Origin of the sequence: Lentilactobacillus sp. TOM.63 (assembly GCF_030361045.1) — a bacterium.
Taxonomy (GTDB): domain Bacteria; phylum Bacillota; class Bacilli; order Lactobacillales; family Lactobacillaceae; genus Lentilactobacillus; species Lentilactobacillus dabitei.
Genome location: NZ_JAUCAP010000011.1, coordinates 1 through 22714 on the forward strand (window position 1 = coordinate 1; position 22714 = coordinate 22714).

At 42.5% G+C, this 22714-nt stretch carries 17 protein-coding genes and 1 pseudogene; 8 read left to right on the forward strand and 10 right to left on the reverse strand.

The genetic code is table 11. From position 1 onward, the window contains the following. Window positions 1–304: 304 nt before the first annotated feature. Entirely contained in the window at window positions 305–1336 is a 1032-nt protein-coding gene (locus QUF07_RS03450) for an acyltransferase family protein (RefSeq protein ID WP_217164987.1), read from the reverse strand. A 213-nt stretch (window positions 1337–1549) separates the two neighbouring features. After that, the gene (locus QUF07_RS03455) at window positions 1550–2098 is read right to left on the reverse strand and encodes a MarR family winged helix-turn-helix transcriptional regulator (RefSeq protein ID WP_217164984.1); all 549 of its coding nucleotides are present in this window, start codon (window positions 2096–2098) and stop codon (window positions 1550–1552) included. Window positions 2099–2695: 597 nt separating this feature from the next. On the opposite strand from QUF07_RS03455, the gene QUF07_RS03460 reads away from it, so the two are divergent. Then, entirely contained in the window at window positions 2696–4096 is a 1401-nt protein-coding gene (locus QUF07_RS03460) for a sugar porter family MFS transporter (protein WP_217164982.1), read from the forward strand. A 143-nt stretch (window positions 4097–4239) separates the two neighbouring features. Here the strand turns inward: QUF07_RS03460 and QUF07_RS03465 are convergent, their stop codons facing one another. From QUF07_RS03465 to trpX, 5 genes are all read right to left on the reverse strand, one after another. Beyond that, window positions 4240–5589, reverse strand: a complete 1350-nt coding sequence (locus QUF07_RS03465; RefSeq protein ID WP_289426799.1) for a M20 family metallopeptidase — start codon at window positions 5587–5589, stop codon at window positions 4240–4242. Window positions 5590–5762: 173 nt separating this feature from the next. Continuing rightward, entirely contained in the window at window positions 5763–7280 is a 1518-nt protein-coding gene (locus QUF07_RS03470) for a YfcC family protein (protein ID WP_289426800.1), read from the reverse strand. 329 nt (window positions 7281–7609) lie between these two features. Then, the gene (locus QUF07_RS03475; protein WP_289426801.1) at window positions 7610–8383 is read right to left on the reverse strand and encodes an ABC transporter ATP-binding protein; all 774 of its coding nucleotides are present in this window, start codon (window positions 8381–8383) and stop codon (window positions 7610–7612) included. Further along, window positions 8376–9275 (reverse strand): ABC transporter permease, encoded by a 900-nt coding sequence (locus tag QUF07_RS03480; RefSeq protein WP_217164979.1) that lies wholly within the window; start codon window positions 9273–9275, stop codon window positions 8376–8378. The genes QUF07_RS03475 and QUF07_RS03480 overlap by 8 nt, the downstream gene beginning before the upstream one ends. Beyond that, window positions 9272–10273: a tryptophan ABC transporter substrate-binding protein gene (trpX, locus tag QUF07_RS03485; RefSeq protein WP_217164978.1), complete on the reverse strand. Its 1002-nt coding sequence runs from the start codon at window positions 10271–10273 to the stop codon at window positions 9272–9274. The genes QUF07_RS03480 and trpX overlap by 4 nt, the downstream gene beginning before the upstream one ends. Window positions 10274–11043: 770 nt before the next feature. Between trpX and QUF07_RS03490 the strand changes: the two genes are divergently transcribed. The 3 genes from QUF07_RS03490 to QUF07_RS03500 all read left to right on the forward strand — a co-directional run bounded on the left by QUF07_RS03490 (window position 11044) and on the right by QUF07_RS03500 (window position 14060). Further along, window positions 11044–11433, forward strand: a complete 390-nt coding sequence (locus tag QUF07_RS03490; protein WP_249778515.1) for a hypothetical protein — start codon at window positions 11044–11046, stop codon at window positions 11431–11433. 27 nt (window positions 11434–11460) lie between these two features. Next, window positions 11461–11826, forward strand: a complete 366-nt coding sequence (locus QUF07_RS03495) for a hypothetical protein (RefSeq protein WP_249778514.1) — start codon at window positions 11461–11463, stop codon at window positions 11824–11826. Window positions 11827–12038: 212 nt separating this feature from the next. Beyond that, a complete protein-coding gene (locus QUF07_RS03500) occupies window positions 12039–14060 on the forward strand; it encodes a KUP/HAK/KT family potassium transporter (RefSeq protein WP_289426802.1) in 2022 nt (673 codons plus the stop codon). A 135-nt stretch (window positions 14061–14195) separates the two neighbouring features. Here the strand turns inward: QUF07_RS03500 and QUF07_RS03505 are convergent, their stop codons facing one another. Next, a complete protein-coding gene (locus QUF07_RS03505) occupies window positions 14196–15245 on the reverse strand; it encodes an SGNH/GDSL hydrolase family protein (RefSeq protein ID WP_289426803.1) in 1050 nt (349 codons plus the stop codon). Window positions 15246–15496: 251 nt separating this feature from the next. Between QUF07_RS03505 and QUF07_RS03510 the strand changes: the two genes are divergently transcribed. Continuing rightward, window positions 15497–16210 carry an alpha/beta hydrolase gene (locus QUF07_RS03510; RefSeq protein WP_217164616.1) on the forward strand — a complete coding sequence of 238 codons (714 nt, stop codon included), beginning with the start codon at window positions 15497–15499 and terminating at the stop codon, window positions 16208–16210. Between the two features lie 184 nt (window positions 16211–16394). Here QUF07_RS03510 and QUF07_RS03515 read toward each other — a convergent pair whose 3' ends face one another. Next, the gene (locus tag QUF07_RS03515; protein WP_217164614.1) at window positions 16395–16991 is read right to left on the reverse strand and encodes a hypothetical protein; all 597 of its coding nucleotides are present in this window, start codon (window positions 16989–16991) and stop codon (window positions 16395–16397) included. Between the two features lie 27 nt (window positions 16992–17018). Further along, a complete protein-coding gene (locus tag QUF07_RS03520) occupies window positions 17019–17909 on the reverse strand; it encodes an ArsR/SmtB family transcription factor (RefSeq protein ID WP_217164612.1) in 891 nt (296 codons plus the stop codon). A 273-nt stretch (window positions 17910–18182) separates the two neighbouring features. Between QUF07_RS03520 and QUF07_RS03525 the strand changes: the two genes are divergently transcribed. From QUF07_RS03525 to QUF07_RS03535, 3 genes and pseudogenes are all read left to right on the forward strand, one after another. Continuing rightward, window positions 18183–19148, forward strand: a complete 966-nt coding sequence (locus tag QUF07_RS03525) for a glycoside hydrolase family 43 protein (protein ID WP_217164610.1) — start codon at window positions 18183–18185, stop codon at window positions 19146–19148. Between the two features lie 24 nt (window positions 19149–19172). Beyond that, window positions 19173–20444 (forward strand): annotated as a pseudogene (locus QUF07_RS03530) (oligosaccharide MFS transporter). A gap of 126 nt (window positions 20445–20570) precedes the next feature. After that, on the forward strand, window positions 20571–22577 hold the full coding sequence (locus tag QUF07_RS03535; protein ID WP_289426804.1) for a DUF5776 domain-containing protein: 2007 nt from the start codon (window positions 20571–20573) through the stop codon (window positions 22575–22577). The last annotated feature ends 137 nt before the right edge of the window (window positions 22578–22714 follow it).

A 22714-nucleotide genomic window follows, 5' to 3' on the forward strand; every position in this document is an offset into this window, starting at 1 on the left:
CTGCTTGCAGGCAACCGCTGTATCTAAGCAAATTGTGGTCGTGACACCGTGAGGTGTTATTCTCACAAGCTCCTGAATTTATTCAGGAGTGGTTGACTCCCCTGGATGGAGCGGAGTATCTGGAGCTTCAATTGCGTTAATAAGCGAAGCGACTGGCTCAATCGGCGCTCTGATCCCAGAATTTGAATATAAAGCCGCTGCGGCAATTTAATGAAAAGGATCAACTATTCCAAGATCACAGGAATAGTTGGTCCTTTTTATCGAATGGCTTCGCTTCAGCTTCCAAACGCGTTTTCAGCCATTTTTATTTAAATACATATGAATCAAGATATAAATGACGCTGATTCATGAGCTTTTCTGTCATTGGTTTCTCTAGGGTAACGATAATAAGCGGAACCATTACCGCAATCGTGACCTTGGTCAAGACGTCTTCAACGCCGGCGCGACCCAGGATGTCTAATAAGAAGTTGTGCATATACATAATGATCATGGTGTGTTTGCCGATCAGCGACAGGAACCAATTGATTGGCAAATAGGTGGTCAAATGGGAAATCCCCATCACCGCAAACGAGAAGATCAGTGGGATCGTTGTCATCATCAAGACTTTTGGCTCGGATGATTGAATCAAGTGAGACTTCATTGAAAATTCAAAGCTGAAATTTTGATTCAAGTAGAACCAAATGAGCGCACCCGCAGATATGACCAGCCCTGCAATCGGGAGTGGCTTTTCAATCCATTTCCAATTTGTGTGGAAAAATAGATACCCAATATAGGTGAAGAAAGCCGCAATGAGGACAATATCTGCATTCCAAGGCATCGTTTTGTAATTATATAAGGTTAACCAATCAATCTTGTCATAGCAGGTTGCCAGAAAGACACCGGCCCCAACTATTGCCAGCTGAATCACTCGTGATTTGGTGATTGAGATGAGCAGGGTAACGGCAGTAATCGAGAGCAGATAAACGTTCACAAACCAGAACGTGCTGGTGTATAGATTCAGCGTTCGGCCACCCACAATCAACCGCGACAAATGGTTAACCAAATATTGCCAGTCTTTATTATAAAGGATGCTGTACGCCAAAATTAAAACGATTCCAGCACTAAAGTAGATTGTCAGATCCCGATAGATCCGTTTGTTGAAAAACTTCTTCCAAACAGTGAGTTTATGAATATCAATTGGTTTGAGGAAGAAGCCACCAATAATGAAGAATAACGGCATGTGCCACCAATAGATAATGTTAGTTGTATTTCCGCTTGCCAAGGCGTGGCCGAGAACAACGGCGATAATTCCGTAAGCTTTGGCAATGTCGATCCATTCAATTCTCTTCTTAACCATAATAATTCCGCGATCACCTTCCGTATAAGATTTGGACAGTTTCAATGTTCAACTCTATTTTTACTATAGTAATCTTAAACCAGGCTTAAGCGGAAGAAATGTGCCTGCTGAAATGGGTCGCAAAGTGGTTAAGAATGGGAATGAAAGGTCAGCAACTAAAAAATCCCCACACACCAAATAGGCATGCGGAGAAAAGTTTATTGATAAATGAGGTTATTCACCGAAACCTCTTGGTCCATGGAAACCACCACGATGGCCGCCAAATGGGCCGCGATGGGGACCACCAAAGCCATGGTGATGATGTGGGAATCCATGAGGGCCTTCTTCTCTGTCGGGAAGCTTACCTTCTAATGATGTGTTGAGTTTGTCGAAAAGTTGACTTAACTCGTTCACCTCATCATCAGATAATCCCTCAAAGATGGTATCAAGCATTTTGTCGGCAGATTCATCATCGTTTTCGATGATCTTTTTGCCTTCATCGGTGATTGAAACCTTAGTGACACGTTTATCATCTTCGTCGGTGGTGCGGGTGATCAAGCCGCGGTCTTCCAACTTGGATAATAACTCAGTAAGTGAAGAAGGACGGATGTCCAAAATTTCAGCTAATTGAGATTGGATGAGGGTGCCTTCTTTGGCAAGAACGCCCAATGCCCGACGTTGGCCGTGCATATGGTATGGACGGTCCTGCATCTGGGCCAAGCGCTGAGTGCGATGGATAAAGCCGAAGATTTTTCTTAGAAGTTCTGCGTTTGTTTTTGTCATAGATATTCTCCTTAAAAAAAGTGAGCGGATCCAGGCGGTTTGCAACCGGAGCGTAAGTCTCCTTTGGCGGGAATCCCTGATTCTGGGATTTTCGCCAAAGGTGCTTACGCTCCGGTTGCTGCCTGGAGGAGCTGTCCTAACAAGTATATTTAGGTACCTAACAACTGAAAGTATACGCGGATTTTTTTAGAAGGCAAGCAAAGTGATTCGGAACCTAAATGCTTTAAGAGATCCCACCCATCTTTGACGGCATTAGTTCATAATCATACATCAAAGCTGAATATAAAAGCGCAAAAGTTTGTAAAACAGCGGGCATCCTCTTACAATGAAAGCGATACCAAGCAAATACACAAAGTCGTGATAAAAGGCGGTGGTCTTGAGATTAGCAGTGGTCGGGTGCCGAGGCTTTATGTAAAAGTGGCCTTCGATTAACAATATTCATAATGCATATTTTAGGACAGCTCCTCCAAGCAGGAATCTGCATGTAAACACCTCAGAGAAAATTCCCAAATCCGTGATTTCTCTCTGAGGAGACTTACAATCCGATCCCTAACCGCTTGGATCCGCTCACGTTTTTTTCCTTGGGGAGGGATAAACATGAAAGCAAGGCATTTAAGTACTTTCTTTATTTTCTTCTTCGGTGCTTTAGGTGGCCTCTTATTTGGATTTGATACAGGTATTATTTCTGGCGCCTCACCATTAATTGAAAGTAATTTTAACTTGGGAACTGAGCAAACCGGCTTTATCGTTTCTTCAGTGCTGATTGGATCATCGATCGGTGCGTTATCGATTGGATCGCTATCAGACCGCTTTGGTCGGAAACGACTCCTTGTGCTGGCATCCATTCTGTTTCTAATTGGGTCGAGTTTATCGATGTTTGCTCAAGGCTTTGTTTCAATGGTGATTGCCAGAATTATTTTAGGCTTTGCCGTTGGATCAGCTTCCGCACTCACGCCGGCGTACCTCGCAGAGTTAGCCGATGCCCCTCATCGTGGATCATTAGGAACAATGTTTCAATTAATGATTACCCTGGGCATTTTGCTGGCATACGTCTCTAACTTAACCTTTTTGCACCACAATTTGCTTGGATTACGTGATTGGCGATGGATGCTTGGATCAGCTTTGATTCCTGCACTGTTACTGTTTATCGGTTCAATGATTTTACCAGAATCACCACGTTACTTGGTTGAAAAGGGACGCGTTGATGAGGCGCGTGATGTGCTTCATGAACTTCGTGCCAAAACAAATCAGGATCCAGACAAAGAGCTGTCCGACATTCAAATGGTTGCCAACCAGCCTAAAGGTGGGTTGAAGGAACTATTTACCTTTGCTCGGCCAGCTGTGATTGTGGCGATCTGTTTGATGTTACTGCAGCAATTAGTCGGCATTAATTCCGTCATTTACTTCTTACCACAAGTCTTTATCAAGGGATTTGGTTTTCCTGAAAGCAATGCGATCTGGATTTCCGTCGGGATTGGGATTGTCAATTTTGTCTGCACGATCTTGGCATACAACATCATGGATAAATTTAATCGGAGAACGATCCTGCTATTTGGCTCAATTGTCATGGCCACTTCAATTGGAATCTTGTCGGTCTTGAACTTCACGTTGAACGTTGCCGATGCTGCGGTTCCAACCATGATTTTGATTGGCATTTATATCTTCGGATTTGCCGTTTCATGGGGGCCAATTTGTTGGTTGATGATCGGTGAAATCTTCCCCTTAAATGTTCGAGGAGTCGGTAACTCCATCGGTTCAGCTGCCAACTGGATTGGGAACTTTATCGTTTCTCAATTCTTCTTGGAATTACTTCATGTCTTTAATAACAATGTTGGTGGACCCTTTGCCGTCTTTACTTTCTTTGCCATCGTTTCAATCTTCTTTGTTATCTACATGGTCCCAGAAACTCGAGGCAAGAGTCTTGAGGAAATTGAAATGGAAATGCGTCAAAAAGCTGCTTTGAAGGCCGCTGCTAAGAACGCGCCGAAAGTAAATTAAGATTGAACTTAATTCATATATGAAGGGGTTCGGATATCAACTCACTCTCGACTATTTAGCAAACAAAGACAAGCATCCCGAAAATCTGGAATGCTTGTCTTTGTTTGCTAAATTCTGGTATAAAAATCCCGATTTCTTACGATCTACTCTGGATCCACACATAACCGCTTAACGGCTTCAGCGTAAATATCCATCGCTTTAAACATACTCTTTAATTCCCAATTTTCATTGACTTGATGCATGAAGTCTGGCAAACCCGGCAACATCGCACCGAATGCGACACATTGGTTCATGGTTCGGGCATAAGTGGCACCACCAGAAATCTTTGGTTGGGTGTCATCGCCAGTCAAGTCTTTGTAAACTGACATCAAGGTTTTGACCAGTTCACTGTCAGTCGGAACGTACAATGGTGCCAAATAGTCGAATGCCTCGTAGTGCAGGTCAAATGGTGCAACGGCTTTCTTTAACTTTTCGATCAGCTCGTCTCGATCAACTGTCACTGGGATTCGCATATCAATTTGCATGCGGGTCTCATCTTTGTCGATCTTGAGGCTTGAAATGTTGCAGGTTAAATGACCGGACTGATTGTCTTCAACGTCACCCAAGAGATTAGTAGCGGTTGCATCTTCTTTGAAAAGTTTGCCGATAAAATCAAGTGGCTGACTTGGGAAAATATCGTCTAACGCCATTGCTAACCGCAGGACGGCGTTGGTTCCCTGAGGTGCGTTCATCGCGTGGACGGATTTGCCAATCACCGTGATGCCATCCGTCCCGTGATCTTCATACTTAAAACCATGATTGTCCAATGCTTGCTTCACCTGATCAAGTTTGGGTCCGTTATACGGAGCTTTGGCAGGGACAGCGTTAAAAGCATTCTCCAGGTCAATGTTGAGATCAGCCATCCCAGGGCCAACCAAATATGCCTGCTCCAAACCTTTTTCTGCGTAAGTCACCGGGAACTCTGAATCTGGGGCGATCCCAAAATCAATTGGCGATTCTTTCTTGTTATAAACGGCAATTCCTCGCCAGAGAGTTTCTTCATCAGTTCCAAAAATAAATCGAATGCGGCAATTGAATTGGTAACCATGATCGATCAAAGCTTTCACGGCAAACATGGCTGCCATTGATGGCCCCTTATCGTCTTGAGTACCACGTCCATAAATGTACCCATCCTTGACCGTTGCGGTGAAGGGATCACTGTCCCAGTCGTTAGGGTCACCAGCAGGGACGACATCAACGTGGCCGATAATGCCAAAGATTTTATCACCGGTGCCAACTTCGGCATAACCATAGTTGCCCTCAGGATCTTTATAAGTCTTGAATCCATTTTCTTTGGCGATCGTGAGAATCTCTGTGAGGGCATCATCAATCCCTTTACCAAATGGGGTGGTTGCCGTTTTAGTCGATTCATCATTGACGGAAGGCTTGCTAACGAGACGCTTGAGTGCTTCGACGGCTTCATTTTGCTGAGTTTCTGTTACGATTTTGGTCATTGTGGAATTCCTCCTTTGATTGATACTGATTGACTGCTTGTTATTTCATTATAACTGATGGATATGAAAACGCATTCTTATTTTGTTAAAGCGATCATATGACAGATAACGACTTCCTTTCAAATCGACTCAATGGATTTTAAAAGGAAGCCGCTATAATGACGTTTTATTGATTACAGGATGGCCATGATGCCTAAGAATACGGCTGTTGCCAAGAACAGGTAAATCATTAACTTAAACATGAATTTCCACCAGGTAGTAATGTTGACGTGCGCAATGGTTAAGGCCCCCATAACCACACCGGATGTTGGGGTAATCAAGTTAACCCAACCTGATGCACTTTGATAGGCGGTCACAACCAAGCTTGGGTCAACTCCTGCAAATTTACCCATAGGACCGATAATCCCCATTGTGGCGGCTGCCAGTCCTGAAGTTGATGGGATCAGGAATGACATTGGAATATAGAAAACGTAGGCCAAAATGATGAAGACAACGGAGCCTAAGTTTGATAATCCCATTTCGCCCCAGTGAAGGACGGTTGCGGTAATGCTCCCATCGTTCATGATAACTTGGATTCCACGAGCAACCGCAACAACGATTGCAACGCACATGAAATCACTCATGCCGCTTAAGAATGATTCAACGAAAGTGGACTCTTTCATTTTAAAGACAGACATCACGATTACAGCCATCAAGAAGAAGAGGGTTGTAATTTCCGTGAAGTACCATGAGCCAAACGGTACTAAATTGGATCCGATGAGGCTGCCCAGGACTGGAATGTCTTGAGCCCATTTGGTGAAGCTAACGAAGAATGTCCATTTTTCGTTAATTTGATCCCATGGAATTAAGCCCATGATCATGATGACGAAGGTAAGACCAAACATCCAGAGAACGGCTTTTTGACGGCCGGTCATCTTGGTGCCAGGCTTGTCTTCATGGTTCAAAGCAAATCGTTTAAGATCTTCTTCTCGTTGTTCATATACAAGTGAACGGGATGGATCTTTCTCAATCTTAGATGCATAACGGTAGACAAACCAAATACTGATGGCTACGACGATGACAAAAAGCACGGCCCGAGATAAAATTCCGTCACCCGGCGAGATGTTTAACGTCTGTGAAGCAACCCCCGTGGCAAACGGGTTAACGGTTGAGGCCAAACAACCAACCTGTGAGCCGACCAAGACGATCGCAACGGCAACCAATGAGTCAAAGCCAACCCCAATCATTACGGGGATAAGCAATGGATAGAAGGCAATGGTTTCTTCAGCCATCCCGTAAGTGGATCCGCCGAGGGCAAACAGAATCATCAGTAAGGGAATTAAGACTTTTTCCTTGCCTTTATATTTCGACACGATACTGGCAATCCCATCGTCAAGGGCGCGGGTCTGATTAACGACGCCCAAGAAGCCACCAATGACCAGAATGAATAGCGAAATTGAAATTGCGCCTTCAGTTGTGTCGTTTCCAATCATCCCATAGATTGGCGCAGAGAATACGTCCCAAATTCCTTGAGGGTTAGAAGCAACGGCTTTGTAAGTGTGGGCAATAATATTGCCTGCCTTATCAGTTGAATACTGACCCGCTGGAATAATCCAAGTTAAAATTGCAACGAAGATAATGATCAGGAATAAGATCGTATACGCGGAAGGCATTTTGAATTTCTTTTTCGGAGTTGTTTGTTGATTTTGCATGATGTTCACTTCCTTTTCTTTTTCTGAGTAAATTTTACAAAATATCTATAAATTTTCCGTGAACAATTATAGAAGAATTATATTAATGTTCACAATTAAGAAAAATATAAACATCTTGCTTACCCATAGTATAAATAAATCATCATGATAATGAAAATGAAAAAACTTATGAATTGATAAAAAATTAGTTAACTAAGGTTAACATTCCCCGACAAAACAACACTTTTGTCAATGAAGCCCGAAAAGAGATAATCAAAAAGCCCATCAACCGAGAGTCGAAGAATCGGTTGATGGGTCAAGTTTATATATTCACAATCATTGAATCCAGCTTATCCATCCAGATCGTTAAAGAAGCTCAATAATTCCTCCTTGGTCAAATTATCTTTTTGATCACCGACAATATCATAAGTGATTTTACCGTGGTCCAGCACAATTAACCGATTGCCGTATTTGAGGGCATCATCTAAATGGTGGGTAATCATCAAACATGTGAGGTGGTTACGGGTAATTTGATCATTGGTTGCCTGCATGAGCTCTTGAGAAGTTTGGGGATCCAAGGCTGCTGTATGTTCATCGAGCAACAAAATTTCCGGGCGCTTGATTGTCGCCATTAAGAAACTGAGCGCTTGGCGTTGGCCGCCGGATAATTTGCCGGTGGCGGTGTTCAAGCGATCTTCAAGGCCGTTATTCATAACTGAGGTAATGTCTTTGAATTTGGCCATGTGAGTTTTGAGATGCCGGGCACCTAACCCCCGGCGTTGACCACGTTTTTCTGAGAGTAGTAGGTTCTCGGCAACCGTCATTCTGGGGGCGGTTCCCATCTTTGGATCTTGGAAGACCCGACTCAAGAAACGGGTGCGTCGTTCAACTGACATGCTGGTGATGTCTTTGCCATGAAGGAGAATCTGGCCGGTTGTAACGGGAATATTGCCACCAATGACGTTAAAGAGCGTTGATTTACCGGCCCCGTTTGAGCCAAGAATGGTGATGAAATCTCCGGGATAAATCGCTAAATTGACGTGATCCATGATGTTGATTTGCTCGGGGGTGCCGTGATTGACGGTTACCACAATATCATTGAGTTCAAAAATTGGCTCAGTCATGTTTGGTCATCCCCTTTGCTAAAGTATGGCGAATCCGGAAGCGATTTTCGAGAACTGGCAGCATCATGAAGATTGCCAGGACAATGGCAGAAATGAGGTTTAAATCGTTGGCGTTGAACCCAAGCTTTAAGACCAGTAAGATAACGAAACGGTACAAGATACTGCCGATTGTAACGGCAATCAGGCGTTGGTTCATTGTTAGGTCACCAAAGACGACCTCCCCAATGATGATGGAAGCCAAGGCAACCACGATGACGCCGATTCCCATATTAACGTCCGCAAAGCCATTGTTTTGGGCGACCAATGCACCGCCAAGGCCAATTAGGCCATTGGAAACGCCCAAACCCATGATTTGCATCGCATCCGTGCTGATGCCGAGCGAACGCGCCATATTGGGGTTATCACCAGTTGCGATGAAGGCTTGACCCAGATTAGTCTGCAAAAAGTAGATAATAACTGCCGTTACGATGACAACCACGATGATCCCAAGCACGACACTGTCAAAGTAGGGCGGCAGTGACTGAAGAAAGGGGGTCTTTAGCATAGTTGGCTTGTCGAATAATGATAAATTAGCCCGACCCATGATTCTCAAATTAACGGAGTAAGCGGCGGTCATGACCAAAATTCCAGCTAATAAAACAGGAATTTTTCCTTTGGTATACAACAGGCCAGTGACCAAGCCGGCTAACATCCCTGCTAAAAACGCGATGAGCGTGGCGACCAGCGGGGATGCCCCAGAATAAATGGCAGCAACACAGGCCGCAGCGCCCATTGGAAAGGTGCCTTCAACCGTCATGTCGGGGAAATCCAAAATTCTAAATGTTAAAAATAGGCCGATGCCAACGATCCCCCAAGTGAGGCCTTGGCCGATGGCTGAAACGATAATGCTCATTTGATGAGTTCTCCTTTTTGTTGGGCTTCCTTCATTAAACTAGCAGGAATTTTAATGCCCAGTTTGTTTGCTTGTTTTTCATTGATAATCAATTTTCCATGACGGAAGAATTTGATTGGCGTACTTGCTGGCTTCTTTTTACCTTTAAGAATCTGGGCGCTCATTTTACCAGTGGCGACGCCGAGTTGATATTGATCAATCCCATAGGTTGCCACGCCACCTTGTTTAACCATAGTGTCTACAGCAGGGAACACTGGTACCTTGGCATTGTTAGCAGCACCAACTAATGTCTGCATAGCACCAGCAATTGTATTGTCGGTTGGGACGTAGATAGCGTCAACGGAGCGGACAGCTTGTTGGGCAACTTGGGTTAAATCATTGGTGTTGGCAATAGAATAGGCCTTTAATGGGATGCTTTCTTGCTTGCACAATTTAACGAACATCTTGTATTGAGCAACGGCTGAATCATCACTTGAGGTGTAGATAATCCCGAGTGTCTTCATCTTTGGCATTAATTGCTTGATTAAGCCTAGCTGTTCTTTTAGTGGTGCCTGATCAGATACCCCGGTGATATTGCCACCAGGCTTGTTATTGTTCTTGACTAAGCCGGCACCCTTAGGATCAGTGATTGCCCCCAGAATGACGGGCTTTTTGTTAATTGTGTTGGCCAAGGCTTGGGCGGAAGGAGTGGCAATCCCAATAGAAAGGTCAGCATCCTCGTTGGCAAATTTAGAACTCATGGTCTTTAAGTTACTTTGATCATTTTGAGCATTTTGAAAATCAATTTTGATGTTTTTACCAGGCTTGTAGCCCTCTTCTTCAAGCCCATGAAGGATGCCCTTGTGGATGGCGTCCAAAGCGGGATGAGACATTAACTGTAAAATGCCGACTGTTGGTTTTGCTTGCGGCTTTTGTTTTTGCTTACCTTGGAAGAAAGCAATCCCTAAAATAACAACTAAGATTAAAACGGCACCTGATATTAAATATTTTTTCTTCATAATAGCAATCTCCTCAATATAAAATAAATTAGTTGCAAATTATCAATGCGAACAAAAAACGAGCATTCCGGTCCGACCGAAATACTCGTAGTGAAGTCGGTCTGCCGGAATCATCTGGCCAGACCATTTCTTTTGGAAAAGATTGCCGGCACAGATGCGTTCATGATCGCATGCTTAAGATCAAGTCGCATCTGTCCCAGACGATGTGACTTGTTACCGGCTTTGCCAACTGCGATTAACAAGTGAACTCATAGCAATCTTTCCTTTCGTTAATGAATACATATAATTCTAAATGATTGGGGGAGGTTCGTCAACATGTGAGGTTGGAATATATAATGAAAATGAATGTATTATTTAACACTCTGGTAACCTGATCATGATATCTATTATGGAAAGAGGGGTTACATACATGAAAAGAATCGTTAAACTTATCGGTGTGATGCTGGGCTTCGCTGCTCTGGGAATTGCTTTTAATATAAGCTGCGCACGGTAGTTATCAGGTTAAGGTCCTTAAGACTTATTCAAGCAATTCACCGGCAAATCCGTATCACGCCAATCTAAAATCCAAAGCTTACATTTGGGCAAGCAAACGGTATCCCTCTGATAAGCAAAAGGACTTTCAAAAACGGCTCTATAAAGTTTCTAAATTAAAGGGCATCACGCTCTTTATCCAAAAGAAGGCCAGTGTTTATCATCAACACAAGCGGGCCACGTATTACTACGTTGCATATAGAGGTAACGATTATCAGGGCTGGGTTCGTCCCAGTGCCTTGATCAAAGGCTTCAGTCCTTACGGCTACCAGATTGTCAAAGAGAAGTGGGGTAACCAAACGGCAACATTTCACGCCAAGAATCCTAGCCAGAATGTCTATGTTTGGAATTGGCGGCACACCAAAAAACAAGCTAATTTAAAGAATTATCCTGCTGCCAACCTATATCGTAAGGCAACATTTACGATGCTTCATCATAAGAAGCATCGTAACTATTATTATGTTAGAATGCAGGCAGATGGGAATTCCGCAAAGAATGTCTATGGTTACGTTGCCGCTTCTCAGGTTGAAGCTGGCCATAATACGAATTATAAGCAGATCGAATATACCCAGATTGACCAATTTACCGACAGCACCGACTATCAAAACTATATTCAAAATGGCAAGTAGCAAAAACTTGCCAGGGCGATTGTTAACTTGTTTCCTAACAGTCCGGTTGATTTAGGCTTATCCAGGATTGCTGCTCACGATTATGATACGTTTGAAAGTACGCCCGATGGCGATCCAACTCCCATCAGCAAGACGAGTTACACGGATATCCAATCATTTTCCAACATTCAAAAATGGCTGTATGCCCATGAAATGGCCTCTAACGCGACTAAATTAACTGGGATTAAGAAGTTACTGGATAAAGAAGGATATCCCGCAAGTAAACGGGATTCGCTGTCTGGATATAAACTGGGGAATCAGATCGTTAACAATATTAAAGGTTATGGTTCTGAAAATGACACCCCTACTCGTTGGAATGGCTATGTATTTATTTTGGGTCGTGTTGATAATTAAATAGTTGTAATAATTGGGACGAAAGCCACTCTAGTCCAATAGTTTAGGGGAAAAACGCAATGTATTCAGAAATAACCGAATGCACTGCGCTTTTTTCTTAAATTCTAGAATTAGTTGATACTTTTAACAAAATAGCCAAAAAGGATTGTATTTTCTGCCAAAACGATTATTATCTGTACTTAATGCTAAGAAAATTAGGAGGTTGCATTCCAATGAATAACAGGTTAAATCGAGTTACGCTCGCTGGTATGCTTGTTACTTTGGGGATTGTTTATGGTGATATTGGGACATCACCATTGTATGTAATGAATGCCATTATTGGGGATGCAGGCACGATGGGGCAAACATCAAAGGAATATATTATCGGTTCAATTTCACTGATTTTTTGGACTTTGATGATCATCACGACCCTTAAGTATGTTTTGATTGCAATGCAGGCAGATAACAATCACGAAGGTGGGATCTTCGCGCTTTATGCGTTGGTTCGTAGACACGCCAAATGGTTGATCTTTCCGGCGTTGATTGGGGGAGCTGCCTTGCTTGCTGACGGGACGTTGACGCCTGCTGTTACTGTAACCTCAGCAATTGAAGGATTAAAGAATCAGCACTTGGGACCAATTCAATTTAGTAATTCGCAGACGGATGTTTTGCTGATCACTTCGACGATTATTTTAATTTTGTTTATCATCCAAAGGTTTGGAACTGGCACAATTGGCAGGTCGTTTGGACCGGTGATGATGGTTTGGTTCACTTTTTTAGCGGTTTCTGGAATCATGAATCTAGCCGGTTATCCTGAAATCATCAAAGCGTTGTCACCTTACTACGCCATTGATATTTTGTTTAGCCCAGCCAATAAAGTTGGTATCTTTATTTTAGGCAGTGTCTTCCTGGCAACGACTGGTGCGGAAGCCCTTTATTCAGATATGGGGCACGTGGGTAAAAAAAACATTTATGTCACTTGGCCACTAGTCTATGCATCACTCTTCTTGAACTATCTTGGCCAAGGGGCCTGGGTGATTAATCATGCCCAAGATGCGGCCTATCGTAACTTAGGAACGGTCAACCCGTTTTATGAAATGCTGCCGAATTCTTGGCGACTGTTTGGCATCATTATTGCGACCCTGGCAGCGATTATCGCCTCACAAGCCTTGATAACAGGATCATACACATTGGCGGATGAAGCGATTGGATTAAAATTTTTACCAAGATTAATTGTTAAGCATCCCAGTAATATCAAGAACCAAATCTACATTTCGCAAATCAACTGGATCTTATGTGTGATCACGCTGGGAGTCGTTTGGTATTTCCAAACTTCGCAGCACATGGAGGCAGCTTATGGGCTTGCCATCACGGTCACAATGCTGATGACGACGGTCCTGCTCTCAGAATTTTTATCAACCAAATTGAAGCGGCCGGTTGCTATCACCATCAGTCTATTTTTTGGCTTGATTGAGGCTGTATTTTTGGGCGCGAGTCTGGTTAAATTCATTCATGGTGGTTATATCACGCTGCTGATTATGTTGATGATTCTGTATATTATGTGGGTTTGGTACTTCGGCAATAAGCGACGGGAACATTACGAGCGCGAAAGTGAGTACGTTTCTTTGCTGGATTATCGAGATCAGCTGGAAGAACTTACTAAGGATGGAAGTGTGCCGCTGTATACCACTAACTTGGTTTATATGACCAAGATTAAGGGAAATTATCAGATTAAGCGGGATGCGATGTATTCAATCCTTGATAAAGATCCCAAACGGGCAAAAGTTTACTGGTTTGTGACTGTTAATGAGACCAATGTGCCGTTTGAAAGTACGTATACGGTTGATATGTTGGAGACCCAAAATATCATTAACGTTCAGCTTTATCTCGGGTTTAGAAAGTTGCAAAGCGTGAGTGTCTATCTTCACCAGATCGTTGATAACTTGGTCGAGCAAGGCGTACTTGAACCCCAAGTACCAAAGTACACGACCATGAAGGGTCGCAAAGTCGGTGGCTTCAAGTTTGTCATTGTCAACGAGCAGCCTGCCGATTTGGTGGTAAGTGATGAAATTAGTCCGCTGGATAAACGCTTAATTGCAGGTAGAATCTATCTCCAAAATGTGACGGCCTCACCAATTTCCTGGTATGGCCTGGAGTTTAGCGATGTGGTTGAAGAATCCTCACCGTTGTTTATTCTTTTACACAAAGATGACTATCTCGTTCAAAGAAAAATTTATCATTCAGTAGATGAATAAAGTAATGATGGCTTGGACCAGGTCAGCAGTTTGGTCCAAATTAGAAGATCAAAAAGAAGCTGGCGACAAAACAGATGATGTTTTGCTCCCAGCTTCTTTTTGTGTCCGCTGATATGCGGCTTGGATAATAATCAATTATTTACTTAATTCCTTTGCCAACGCGTACCCCATCTTTTGGGCGGTTTGTGCGGTTGGGTGAATCTCATGATCTTCCAGCGTTAGGTCCTTATTCTGGTCGGTAATAATGTTAGGCGCAAATTGCTGGAAATTGATCACCGTTGCGCCAAGCTTGCGGTAAACTCTTGCTTCGGCTTCCCGCAATTGACCGTACGTATAGCCATATTGGTTAACCATGTTTTGCCGATTTTCACCCAATTCGTCATATCTGGAAATTGGCAAGACCCCATAAATGTGGGCACTAGGATTAATTGCCTTAATCCGAGCTACATCCTGGTACAAATGGCGAGTAACGTTACGCAGATTGCCAGAACCTGACAAATTAGTGTAGTCGTTGGTGCCGACGTGAATAAAGATCATATTCATTTTCTTTATTTGAGCCTGATGATACTTGATGGCAACGGGCAAATACTGGGCGACATGTTTGACGCCGACGTAGGCAAACCGATGACCGACGATTTTGGCGCTTGGTACCGCATAGTTCATAACTCGTTTATTAGTGCCAAGGTATTTGCTTAACCAATCGAAGTAGGAGTTGTTCAAGTAGAAGTGAAACCCGTCCCAGCCGGATGGAATTGAATCACCAAAGACACCAATTTGCTTACCAACAAAGCGATTGCCGGCTTGCGGTAATTTAACGTTAAACGACTTGCTGTAAATGCCTTTAATTTGGGAATGTAGAACCCAATAGGTATGCTTGTTGTTGGCGCTGGTTAAGCGATAAACATAAGCATGTTTACCATTAATCGTGACACTGGCAATTTTGTTGCGATACCAAGTGGTATTGAGCAGACCTTTGCTCGATACCTTTTTTGTTAAATGGACATTTGAATACAACGTCGCATTCTTTTTAAGCGCGTAGGCATGCGCGTGAATGGGCAGCTTGAATTGGACACTCACTTTGGCGGTGCCGGTATCCGCTGTCGAATGACAACCAAAGCCAAATGAAAGGGTAGCTAGTACAAAAGCCGCCACTAAAAGGGTGACGCGTTTGTTAATTGAAATCATGTGAAAATTCCCCCGGTTCAAAATATTGATAACGAATGTAACGAGAAATATGTATCAGTGGCTATTAGCTACCCACTGGGTTACTATACGACAAAAATCTAAAGAAAGTTATAAAGAATTTCAATATCCCCATAAATAATTGTGATATATCCGTATAAATCATGCGTGCTGGGTGTTCTACCGGCATTTACCATTAATTTCGAATGGCAATTTTGGTGCTGGCACCTTATCATAGTAGTTGAGGTGATTGTATGGATTTTAAACAAGTTGTGTTAAATGAAGACAATGGAACAAAATTAGATATTTATGATAGTGCTAGTGATGTTGATCTGCCTGGGATCGTTATTCTACCTGGTGGCAGTTATAAGCCATTTAAAGAACGAGATTCGGAGCGGGTTGCTTTGACATTCTTGACGCAAAGCTACCAAGCTTTTGTGTTGGAATACCCGATTAATGAAAAGAAGAATTATCAAGTAGCCAAAGAAAGTATCAGCACCGCATTTGACTACATAATTAAACACGCAAAAGGCTTGAAAGTCAATCCCAAAAATATTGGCGTCATCGGCTTTTCAGCTGGTGGCCAGCTGGCAGCCGCTTACTCGTGTGAAAAGGGCAACCACGCCCAATTTGCCATTTTAGGTTATCCAGTTGTTAATCAGGCCTTGGATGAGAAAATGGGCATTCAAAGTGAGGATGTCTCCAAACTGGTTACTAAAGAGACTGCCCCAACCTTTATCTTTGGGGCCCGTGGTGATGGACTGGCCCCATATGTTGATCACATTCAACCATATACAAAGGCATTATTTGAGAATGATGTTCAATTTGAACTTCACCTCTTTGCCTCAGGTGGTCATGGATTTAGTTTGGGCAACAAATATACGGGAGTGGTTAACCGCGACAGAACGGATGCTCATTTTGCCAAATGGTTCCCACTGTGTTTGGAATGGCTCAAACAATTTGAGTAGGAAAAGACTGGGACAATCGGCGTTTTGATCCCAGAATTTAACGAAAAAGATCAATTATTCCTAATTATTATTGGAATAGTTGGTCTTTTTTTCTAAATGGCTGGACTCAGCCGTTTGTCAGAAACTTTGTCAATATAAATGGTGGGGCAAGTTACATTTATCAATAATTTGTTGATGGGTATTCTCACGCATCATAATCTTTGTCGAACAAAAACCGCTTCGACAATTCCATGAAGATTGGGGTCATTGGGGTTGAAAGTTCTTGCCAATTTCTTTCAACAAATGGATTGAACTTATTGAGAGCACCACGCTCCAGCTTTTTATTGTCAGTTAACAAATGACGCAGATCCAGTGAAAATTCCTGTAACGTTACCTGGTCAGACTCGGTTTGCATGTCGCCCTTTGCGGAGATTAATTGCTGAAGATAACCATCATATTTTTGCGCTGTTCTTTTATCATCGTCCGCTAGTTTGATGTCAGAGTGGGCATTTTCTCCGTGCTTGAGATCGCTTAAGTACTTCAATCCTTCAGGGGTCAGCCAGCGGGTAGCTTTGTTAGTAAATAGCTTCACCCCGTCAACAAAATCAACGTCAAACGTCGCTGTAAGAATTCCCTCATGCTTATCGTCCATCTTCGAAAGTTCGGCTAAAATATCCGGCGCAGCATAATCATTGTTCTTACCATACTCAATTAATTTACGAACACTCTGGAGATTGACCTGATTCGGCTGGGTTTCTAGGTAACTTAAGATGAATTCTCGCATTTTATCGTTTTGACTCATGAGATCTACCCTCTTTATAAGATTTATTTAACTATGAAATAGCTTCATCTGGATATCCTGGTCGTAGTTACCAAATCCGTGACCGAAGATTGTGCAGCCGCCTTTGTGTTTAGCGTTGTCTTTGATTGCAAATCGTACCGAAATTGTGGGCTGCCGCCAATCCAGATCATCAATGGAAACATCCGTGAAGGGTTGTCCATCTAAATAACTCCCATGGTCGGTCACCCTGACAACCTTGAGTTGCCCATATTGGTTAACGTTATCTGGAACCCAATCAGGCGTGTATTTACCCCGAATATCTGAAAAATCCCCTGGACTGGTCCAAGTCCCAATCTCAACATTGTTAATATAAAACGTGATGTCAGATGGCCAGACGTTGTTGGAAAATGGGAATTCAGATCCTAATTCCATCGACAAATCTAGCATTTCCAAATGATCTTTGTCCTCTAAATAATTGGGGAACTGATATTCAACAAATCCATCGGTCCACCAAATCATGCCAGCCTTAATCCGATCTGGGCTCATGAAATAAGTGGGATTGTCAACTTTACCAATATAATCATTTTTTCCAGCCAGGCCACAGGATGGCGTCACCGAGTAGTTGGTAAACTGGCCAACCGGCACTTCGGTATCGTATTCCGCAAACGCCGGATAGATCGTACTTGGAAAGTGAACATTAATATTATCAACTTTCAAATAGGAAACCTTTTTATGGCCGTGACGTTCGAAGCCGATAATCCCAGCTTCAGCGAGCTTATTGAGATGCATTAAAACAATGGTACTACTGAGATTGAGCTTCTTAGATAGCTCCTGAACACTGGTCCTTTTCGTTGAGAGGGCCTGAATGATTTGGATTCGCACCGGGCTAGCCAGTGCTTTGTAAACCTTCAGAGAGTCCTGAGATATGTCTAATTCCATGGTAATGAGCTCCTTATTTAACATAACACTTATTGTGTGAATGTTCACTAACAATCCTGCTATGAAAGGGATGAAAGTGCTTTAATCAACATTTATGTTAATTTTTGATTTTGTAACCGCTTTATGGCTGCTTTTATACTATCAAAAACATTTATCTAAGTCAAAATATGATGAAATACTCACAAAAACCATTGTAATCGGTTTCTACAGGCCATATTATAAAAATGTGCACAAGGAGCTTACAAAACTACGTAGTGAAAAGGAGAGTTTACATTGACTGATTATATCAACCCTTTGATTGTTCAACGAGCCGATCCGTTCATTTACAAGCACACTGACGGTTATTATTATTTCACCGCTTCAGTCCCTGCTTATAATTTGATCGAAATTCGCCGGGCTAAAACTTTAGCCGGATTGGCTCATGCTGCTCCACGTACTATTTGGCGCAAGCATGAAAGCGGTCCCATGTCACGGCTGATCTGGGCACCAGAAATTCATTACATTGATGGCAAATGGTTCATCTACTTTGCAGCTGCTGAAACAACTGCCTTGGATCAGAATGGGATGTTCCAACACCGAATGTTCTGTATCGAATGTGATGCCGAAGATCCAATGAGAAGTGAAGATGACTGGTTTGAACATGGTCAAGTTGAAACAGGCATGGACAGCTTCTCACTTGACGCAACTTGCTTTGAAGCAAATGATAGACTTTATTATGTTTGGGCCCAAAAGGATCCGGCAATTCGTGGTAATTCCAACATTTATATTGCCGAAATGGAAAATCCCTGGACGCTCAAGACAAAGCCAGTGATGTTGACGAAACCAGAATTTGATTGGGAAACGATTGGTTTTTGGGTTAACGAAGGACCTGCAATTATTCATCGAAACGGCCGTTACTTCTTAACTTATTCTGCAAGCGCTACCGACGAGCATTATGCAATGGGTATGTTAAGTGTTCCCGATGATGCAGATTTGTTGGACGCAAGTAACTGGACTAAGTCGAAAGATCCTGTTTTCCAAAGTGACATGGCAACTCATCAATATGGCCCAGGTCACAATTCATTCACTGTTGCCGAGGACGGCAAAACTGATATTTTGGTTTATCATTGTCGCGATTATACCGAAATTAAAGGCGACCCATTATATGATCCAAACCGTCATACCAAGGTTCAAGCATTTACCTGGAATGATGACGGGACGCCTCATTTTGGCAAGCCAGTTCCATATAATTATGATTAAAAAATTTAATAGGAGGCACTCGTAATGGAAAACAGTGCAAAAACACCACAAAAAAAGGAGAGTAAGCATTTCTGGGGATTCCCGTTTACCCACTTTACTTACTTCTTCATGTGGCAAATTATCTTTGGTTATTTAACTCTTTGGATGGAACAAGTCGGGCATATGAATGGTGCCGAAGCTGGAGTTGTGTTTTCAGCTATGGCCGGATTATCACTTTTATTCCAACCAGCATTCGGTGTTATTTCAGATAAGCTCTTATTCAAGAAGAACCTGTTATTTACAATTGCAATTGCCGCAATGCTAATTGGGCCGTACTTCCAGTGGGTATTTATGCCATTGATGCACATTAATTCAATGTTAGTTGCCATTGTAACTGGAATCTATCTTTGCTTCATCTTTAATGGTGGGGTTTCAGTTATTGAACAATATGTTCAACGGGCCAGCTTAGCTAACGGTTTTGAATATGGTCACTCACGAATGGGTGGATCATTAGCCGGAATGGTTGCTTCATTTGTTGGTGGTCAAATCTTCTTGTGGCATCCAAATTCAATCTTTTGGGCATGTACAATCTCAGCCACCATTTTGACTGGATTACTTTTATTTAGTGATAAAGTTGATATGGACAACGCTTCTGCCGCTGGTGATACTTCTAATTCACTCGACTTAAGCATGATTGGTAAAATCTTCAAATTAAAGAACTTCTGGTATCTCTCAATTTTCTACATTGGTACTTCAGCTATTTATGATGTTTTTGATCAACAATTTATCATCTTCTTCAAGTCATTCTTCAATTCAGCTGCTGCCGGAACGCAGGCATACAGTTATATGACAACTGCTTAAATTGGCTTGGAATTCTTACTGATGTTCCCAATGCCATGGATTATTAACCGGATTGGTTCACGAAATGGTTTGATTGCTTATGGTGTTATCCTGGCAATTCGGATCATCGGATCAGCATTATCACCAAGTTTGATTTGGGTTATCTTCCTACGTCTGTTAGCCGGATTCGAAATGCCTTTGGTACTGGTTTCAATTATGAAATACATTGCCGGCGCCTTCGATGTTCGAGTTTACGCCACCGTTTATGCGTTAGCGTCAAACTTTGCTAAACAAATATCAGTCTTCATCTTCTCAGCTGTTGCTGGTAATATGTATGACGCCATTGGTTTCCACCACACATACTTAATTCTTGGTGCAATCGTTGCTGTTGTAACACTCTTTGCAGCCTTTGTTCTTAAGAAGGAAAATAAGCTACAAGCTGGTGAAGTTGACGAGCAGGGTAATGCTAAGTCATAAGTAATTTAGAACTTATTTCAGTTCAATAACAATTAAATAGGGGGGGATACGGTCACGTAATGGGATCGTAGTCCCTTTTATTGTGAGGAAAATGTAAGCGCTTGATAGTCATTGAGGAGGAATTAGATGTATTCATTAGTTAAGAAATTGACCAAAGTTATCATTGGAACCGTTGGCCTTGGCGTCATTGGTTTGAGCGGAGTAGTTAGCCAACCGGCCTATGCAACGGATGGTGGTGCAAGTAGTGATAATTCGGTTATCACGGTAGCAACTAAAGATCAATTACCAGGAACTAAATCCCCAGATTTCTTGTACGGTCGGGGAATGGTGACTGAACATCAAAGTGATCCTGCATATAATGGTCGATTGTATGCAACATCTGAACACTATGTCACTGGTACACCCTCGTTTGTTATTTCGGAGAGTACTGATCACGGTGGCACATGGAAAGTGGTAGGTGAGGTTAAAGATCTTAACAAGGGAGTTGGAAATCGCTATCAACCCTTCCTATACGAATTACCTGAAAAGGTTGGCAATATGGATGAAGGAACCCTGATTTGCGCGGGTAATGCCATTCCTGGCGATCTCTCAAGTTCTTCGATTGTTTTATATAAGAGTACCGATCATGGCCGTAGTTGGTCGTATTTAAGTACGGTTGCAAATGGCGGCAAAGCAGTTATGGGGAGTACCCCCGGCCCTATTTGGGAACCATTTGTGAAAGTAATTGATCATAAATTGGTATGTTATTACTCTGACGAACGGGATCAAACTCATTACGCTCAGAAATTGGTTCATCAAGTGTCAAACGATGGTGTGAACTGGGGAAGTGTTGTTGATGATGTTGATTTCAATAATTCTGCTGCGCGCCCTGGTATGGTTACAGTGGCTCAAATGCCAAATGGAAAATACATTATGACGTATGAGGTCGTTAACTCTGGGGAATGGCGGACCAACTTTAAAATATCCGATGACGGTCTTAATTGGGATTCATCTAGTGAGGGTACAAGATTGGCTTACGGTGGTTCACCATATATTACAGTGTTACCAGATGGGACACTTGTTGCTAATACGGCTGGGCAAGGTGACTTATTTGTAAATAAAAATAATGGTACTGGTACCTGGGAAGATGTTAAGATGCCTATGGATGACGCATACTCTCGATCATTGACAGCTTTGCCAAATAATCAAGTTTTGCTAGTTAGTGGTGGTAGATTAAAAGCGCCTGATTCGACAGAAGACAATATTCTTACTTCCATGGTTTACGATCTCCCTGCTCAATATCATCGAGCAACTGTTCAATTTGCAAACCAGCCAACGTCATTAGCTGCGGGCAAAACGGCTAATTTCACCGTCAAATTATCTGACAGCAGTGCGGCTGACTTTGATATCACAACTGACGATGCCCAAGATGTTGCGGTTGAAAAGCAGGCAGATGGTAGCTATCAGTTAAAAGTCAATTCAAACTTTGTTGGCCAAAAAGATGTGACCGTCACTGCGACGAAGAAGGATGATGCGTCATTTAGTGCTAACTTCAAAGTCAGCATTACTGGTCAAGCTGCACCAACACCCGATAATAACAACTCAACGAATACGGGTACCACAGGAACAATCACCACACCAAGTTCAAGTAGCCAAGCAACAACGATTAAACCAAGTACGACGCAACCAACCACAACGTCTCAACCTGCTGCGACTAAAAAGTTTAAACAGTTCAAAGTATACGCCAAGACAGGAATTCGTGTGTACAAAGGTGTTGACTTCAAACATGTCGTTAAATCATACGCCAAACATTCACGGACAAATGCCAAAACGTTTATAGTAACTGGTAAAGCCTATTCTAAGAATGGCGCTTTAAGATACAAGACAGCTGCAGGTTATATCACAGCTAACAGTAAGTATGTTGCTAACCTTTACTATCAAACAGCGCCTAAGAAAGTAACTGTTTTGGCAAAAGCTGGAACATATGAGTATACCAAACCAACCTTTAGTAAAGCTAATCGTTCGACTCACCTTAAAAAAGGAACAATTGTTAAAGTGAAGAAACATGTTAAACAAGGATCATTAAGCAAATTTGTTTTGACTAACGGTCACTATTTAACAGCTAATAAGAAATTAATTATTGCTCAACCATAGTTAAGTGAAGAAACTTAATTGACTTAACTAGAGAGGCCGACATGCGATTTTGCATGTCGGCCTTTTGTGACCATCAAGAGTGAGCGGAGCAAAGCGATTAGGGATCGGAGTGTAAGTCTCCGCCACCAGAAATCCAT

Excerpts from the sequence above, each read along its gene's own strand:
- QUF07_RS03475 (WP_289426801.1), bottom strand. The coding sequence starts at position 8,383 with ATGACTGAGCCAATTTTTGAACTCAATGATATTGTGGTAACCGTCAAT.
- trpX (WP_217164978.1), bottom strand. The coding sequence starts at position 10,273 with ATGAAGAAAAAATATTTAATATCAGGTGCCGTTTTAATCTTAGTTGTT.
- QUF07_RS03455 (WP_217164984.1), bottom strand. The coding sequence starts at position 2,098 with ATGACAAAAACAAACGCAGAACTTCTAAGAAAAATCTTCGGCTTTATC.
- QUF07_RS03500 (WP_289426802.1), top strand. The coding sequence starts at position 12,039 with ATGAATAACAGGTTAAATCGAGTTACGCTCGCTGGTATGCTTGTTACT.
- QUF07_RS03510 (WP_217164616.1), top strand. The coding sequence starts at position 15,497 with ATGGATTTTAAACAAGTTGTGTTAAATGAAGACAATGGAACAAAATTA.
- QUF07_RS03515 (WP_217164614.1), bottom strand. The coding sequence starts at position 16,991 with ATGAGTCAAAACGATAAAATGCGAGAATTCATCTTAAGTTACCTAGAA.
- QUF07_RS03520 (WP_217164612.1), bottom strand. The coding sequence starts at position 17,909 with ATGGAATTAGACATATCTCAGGACTCTCTGAAGGTTTACAAAGCACTG.
- QUF07_RS03480 (WP_217164979.1), bottom strand. The coding sequence starts at position 9,275 with ATGAGCATTATCGTTTCAGCCATCGGCCAAGGCCTCACTTGGGGGATC.
- QUF07_RS03470 (WP_289426800.1), bottom strand. The coding sequence starts at position 7,280 with ATGCAAAATCAACAAACAACTCCGAAAAAGAAATTCAAAATGCCTTCC.
- QUF07_RS03465 (WP_289426799.1), bottom strand. The coding sequence starts at position 5,589 with ATGACCAAAATCGTAACAGAAACTCAGCAAAATGAAGCCGTCGAAGCA.
- QUF07_RS03535 (WP_289426804.1), top strand. The coding sequence starts at position 20,571 with ATGTATTCATTAGTTAAGAAATTGACCAAAGTTATCATTGGAACCGTT.
- QUF07_RS03450 (WP_217164987.1), bottom strand. The coding sequence starts at position 1,336 with ATGGTTAAGAAGAGAATTGAATGGATCGACATTGCCAAAGCTTACGGA.
- QUF07_RS03505 (WP_289426803.1), bottom strand. The coding sequence starts at position 15,245 with ATGATTTCAATTAACAAACGCGTCACCCTTTTAGTGGCGGCTTTTGTA.
- QUF07_RS03460 (WP_217164982.1), top strand. The coding sequence starts at position 2,696 with ATGAAAGCAAGGCATTTAAGTACTTTCTTTATTTTCTTCTTCGGTGCT.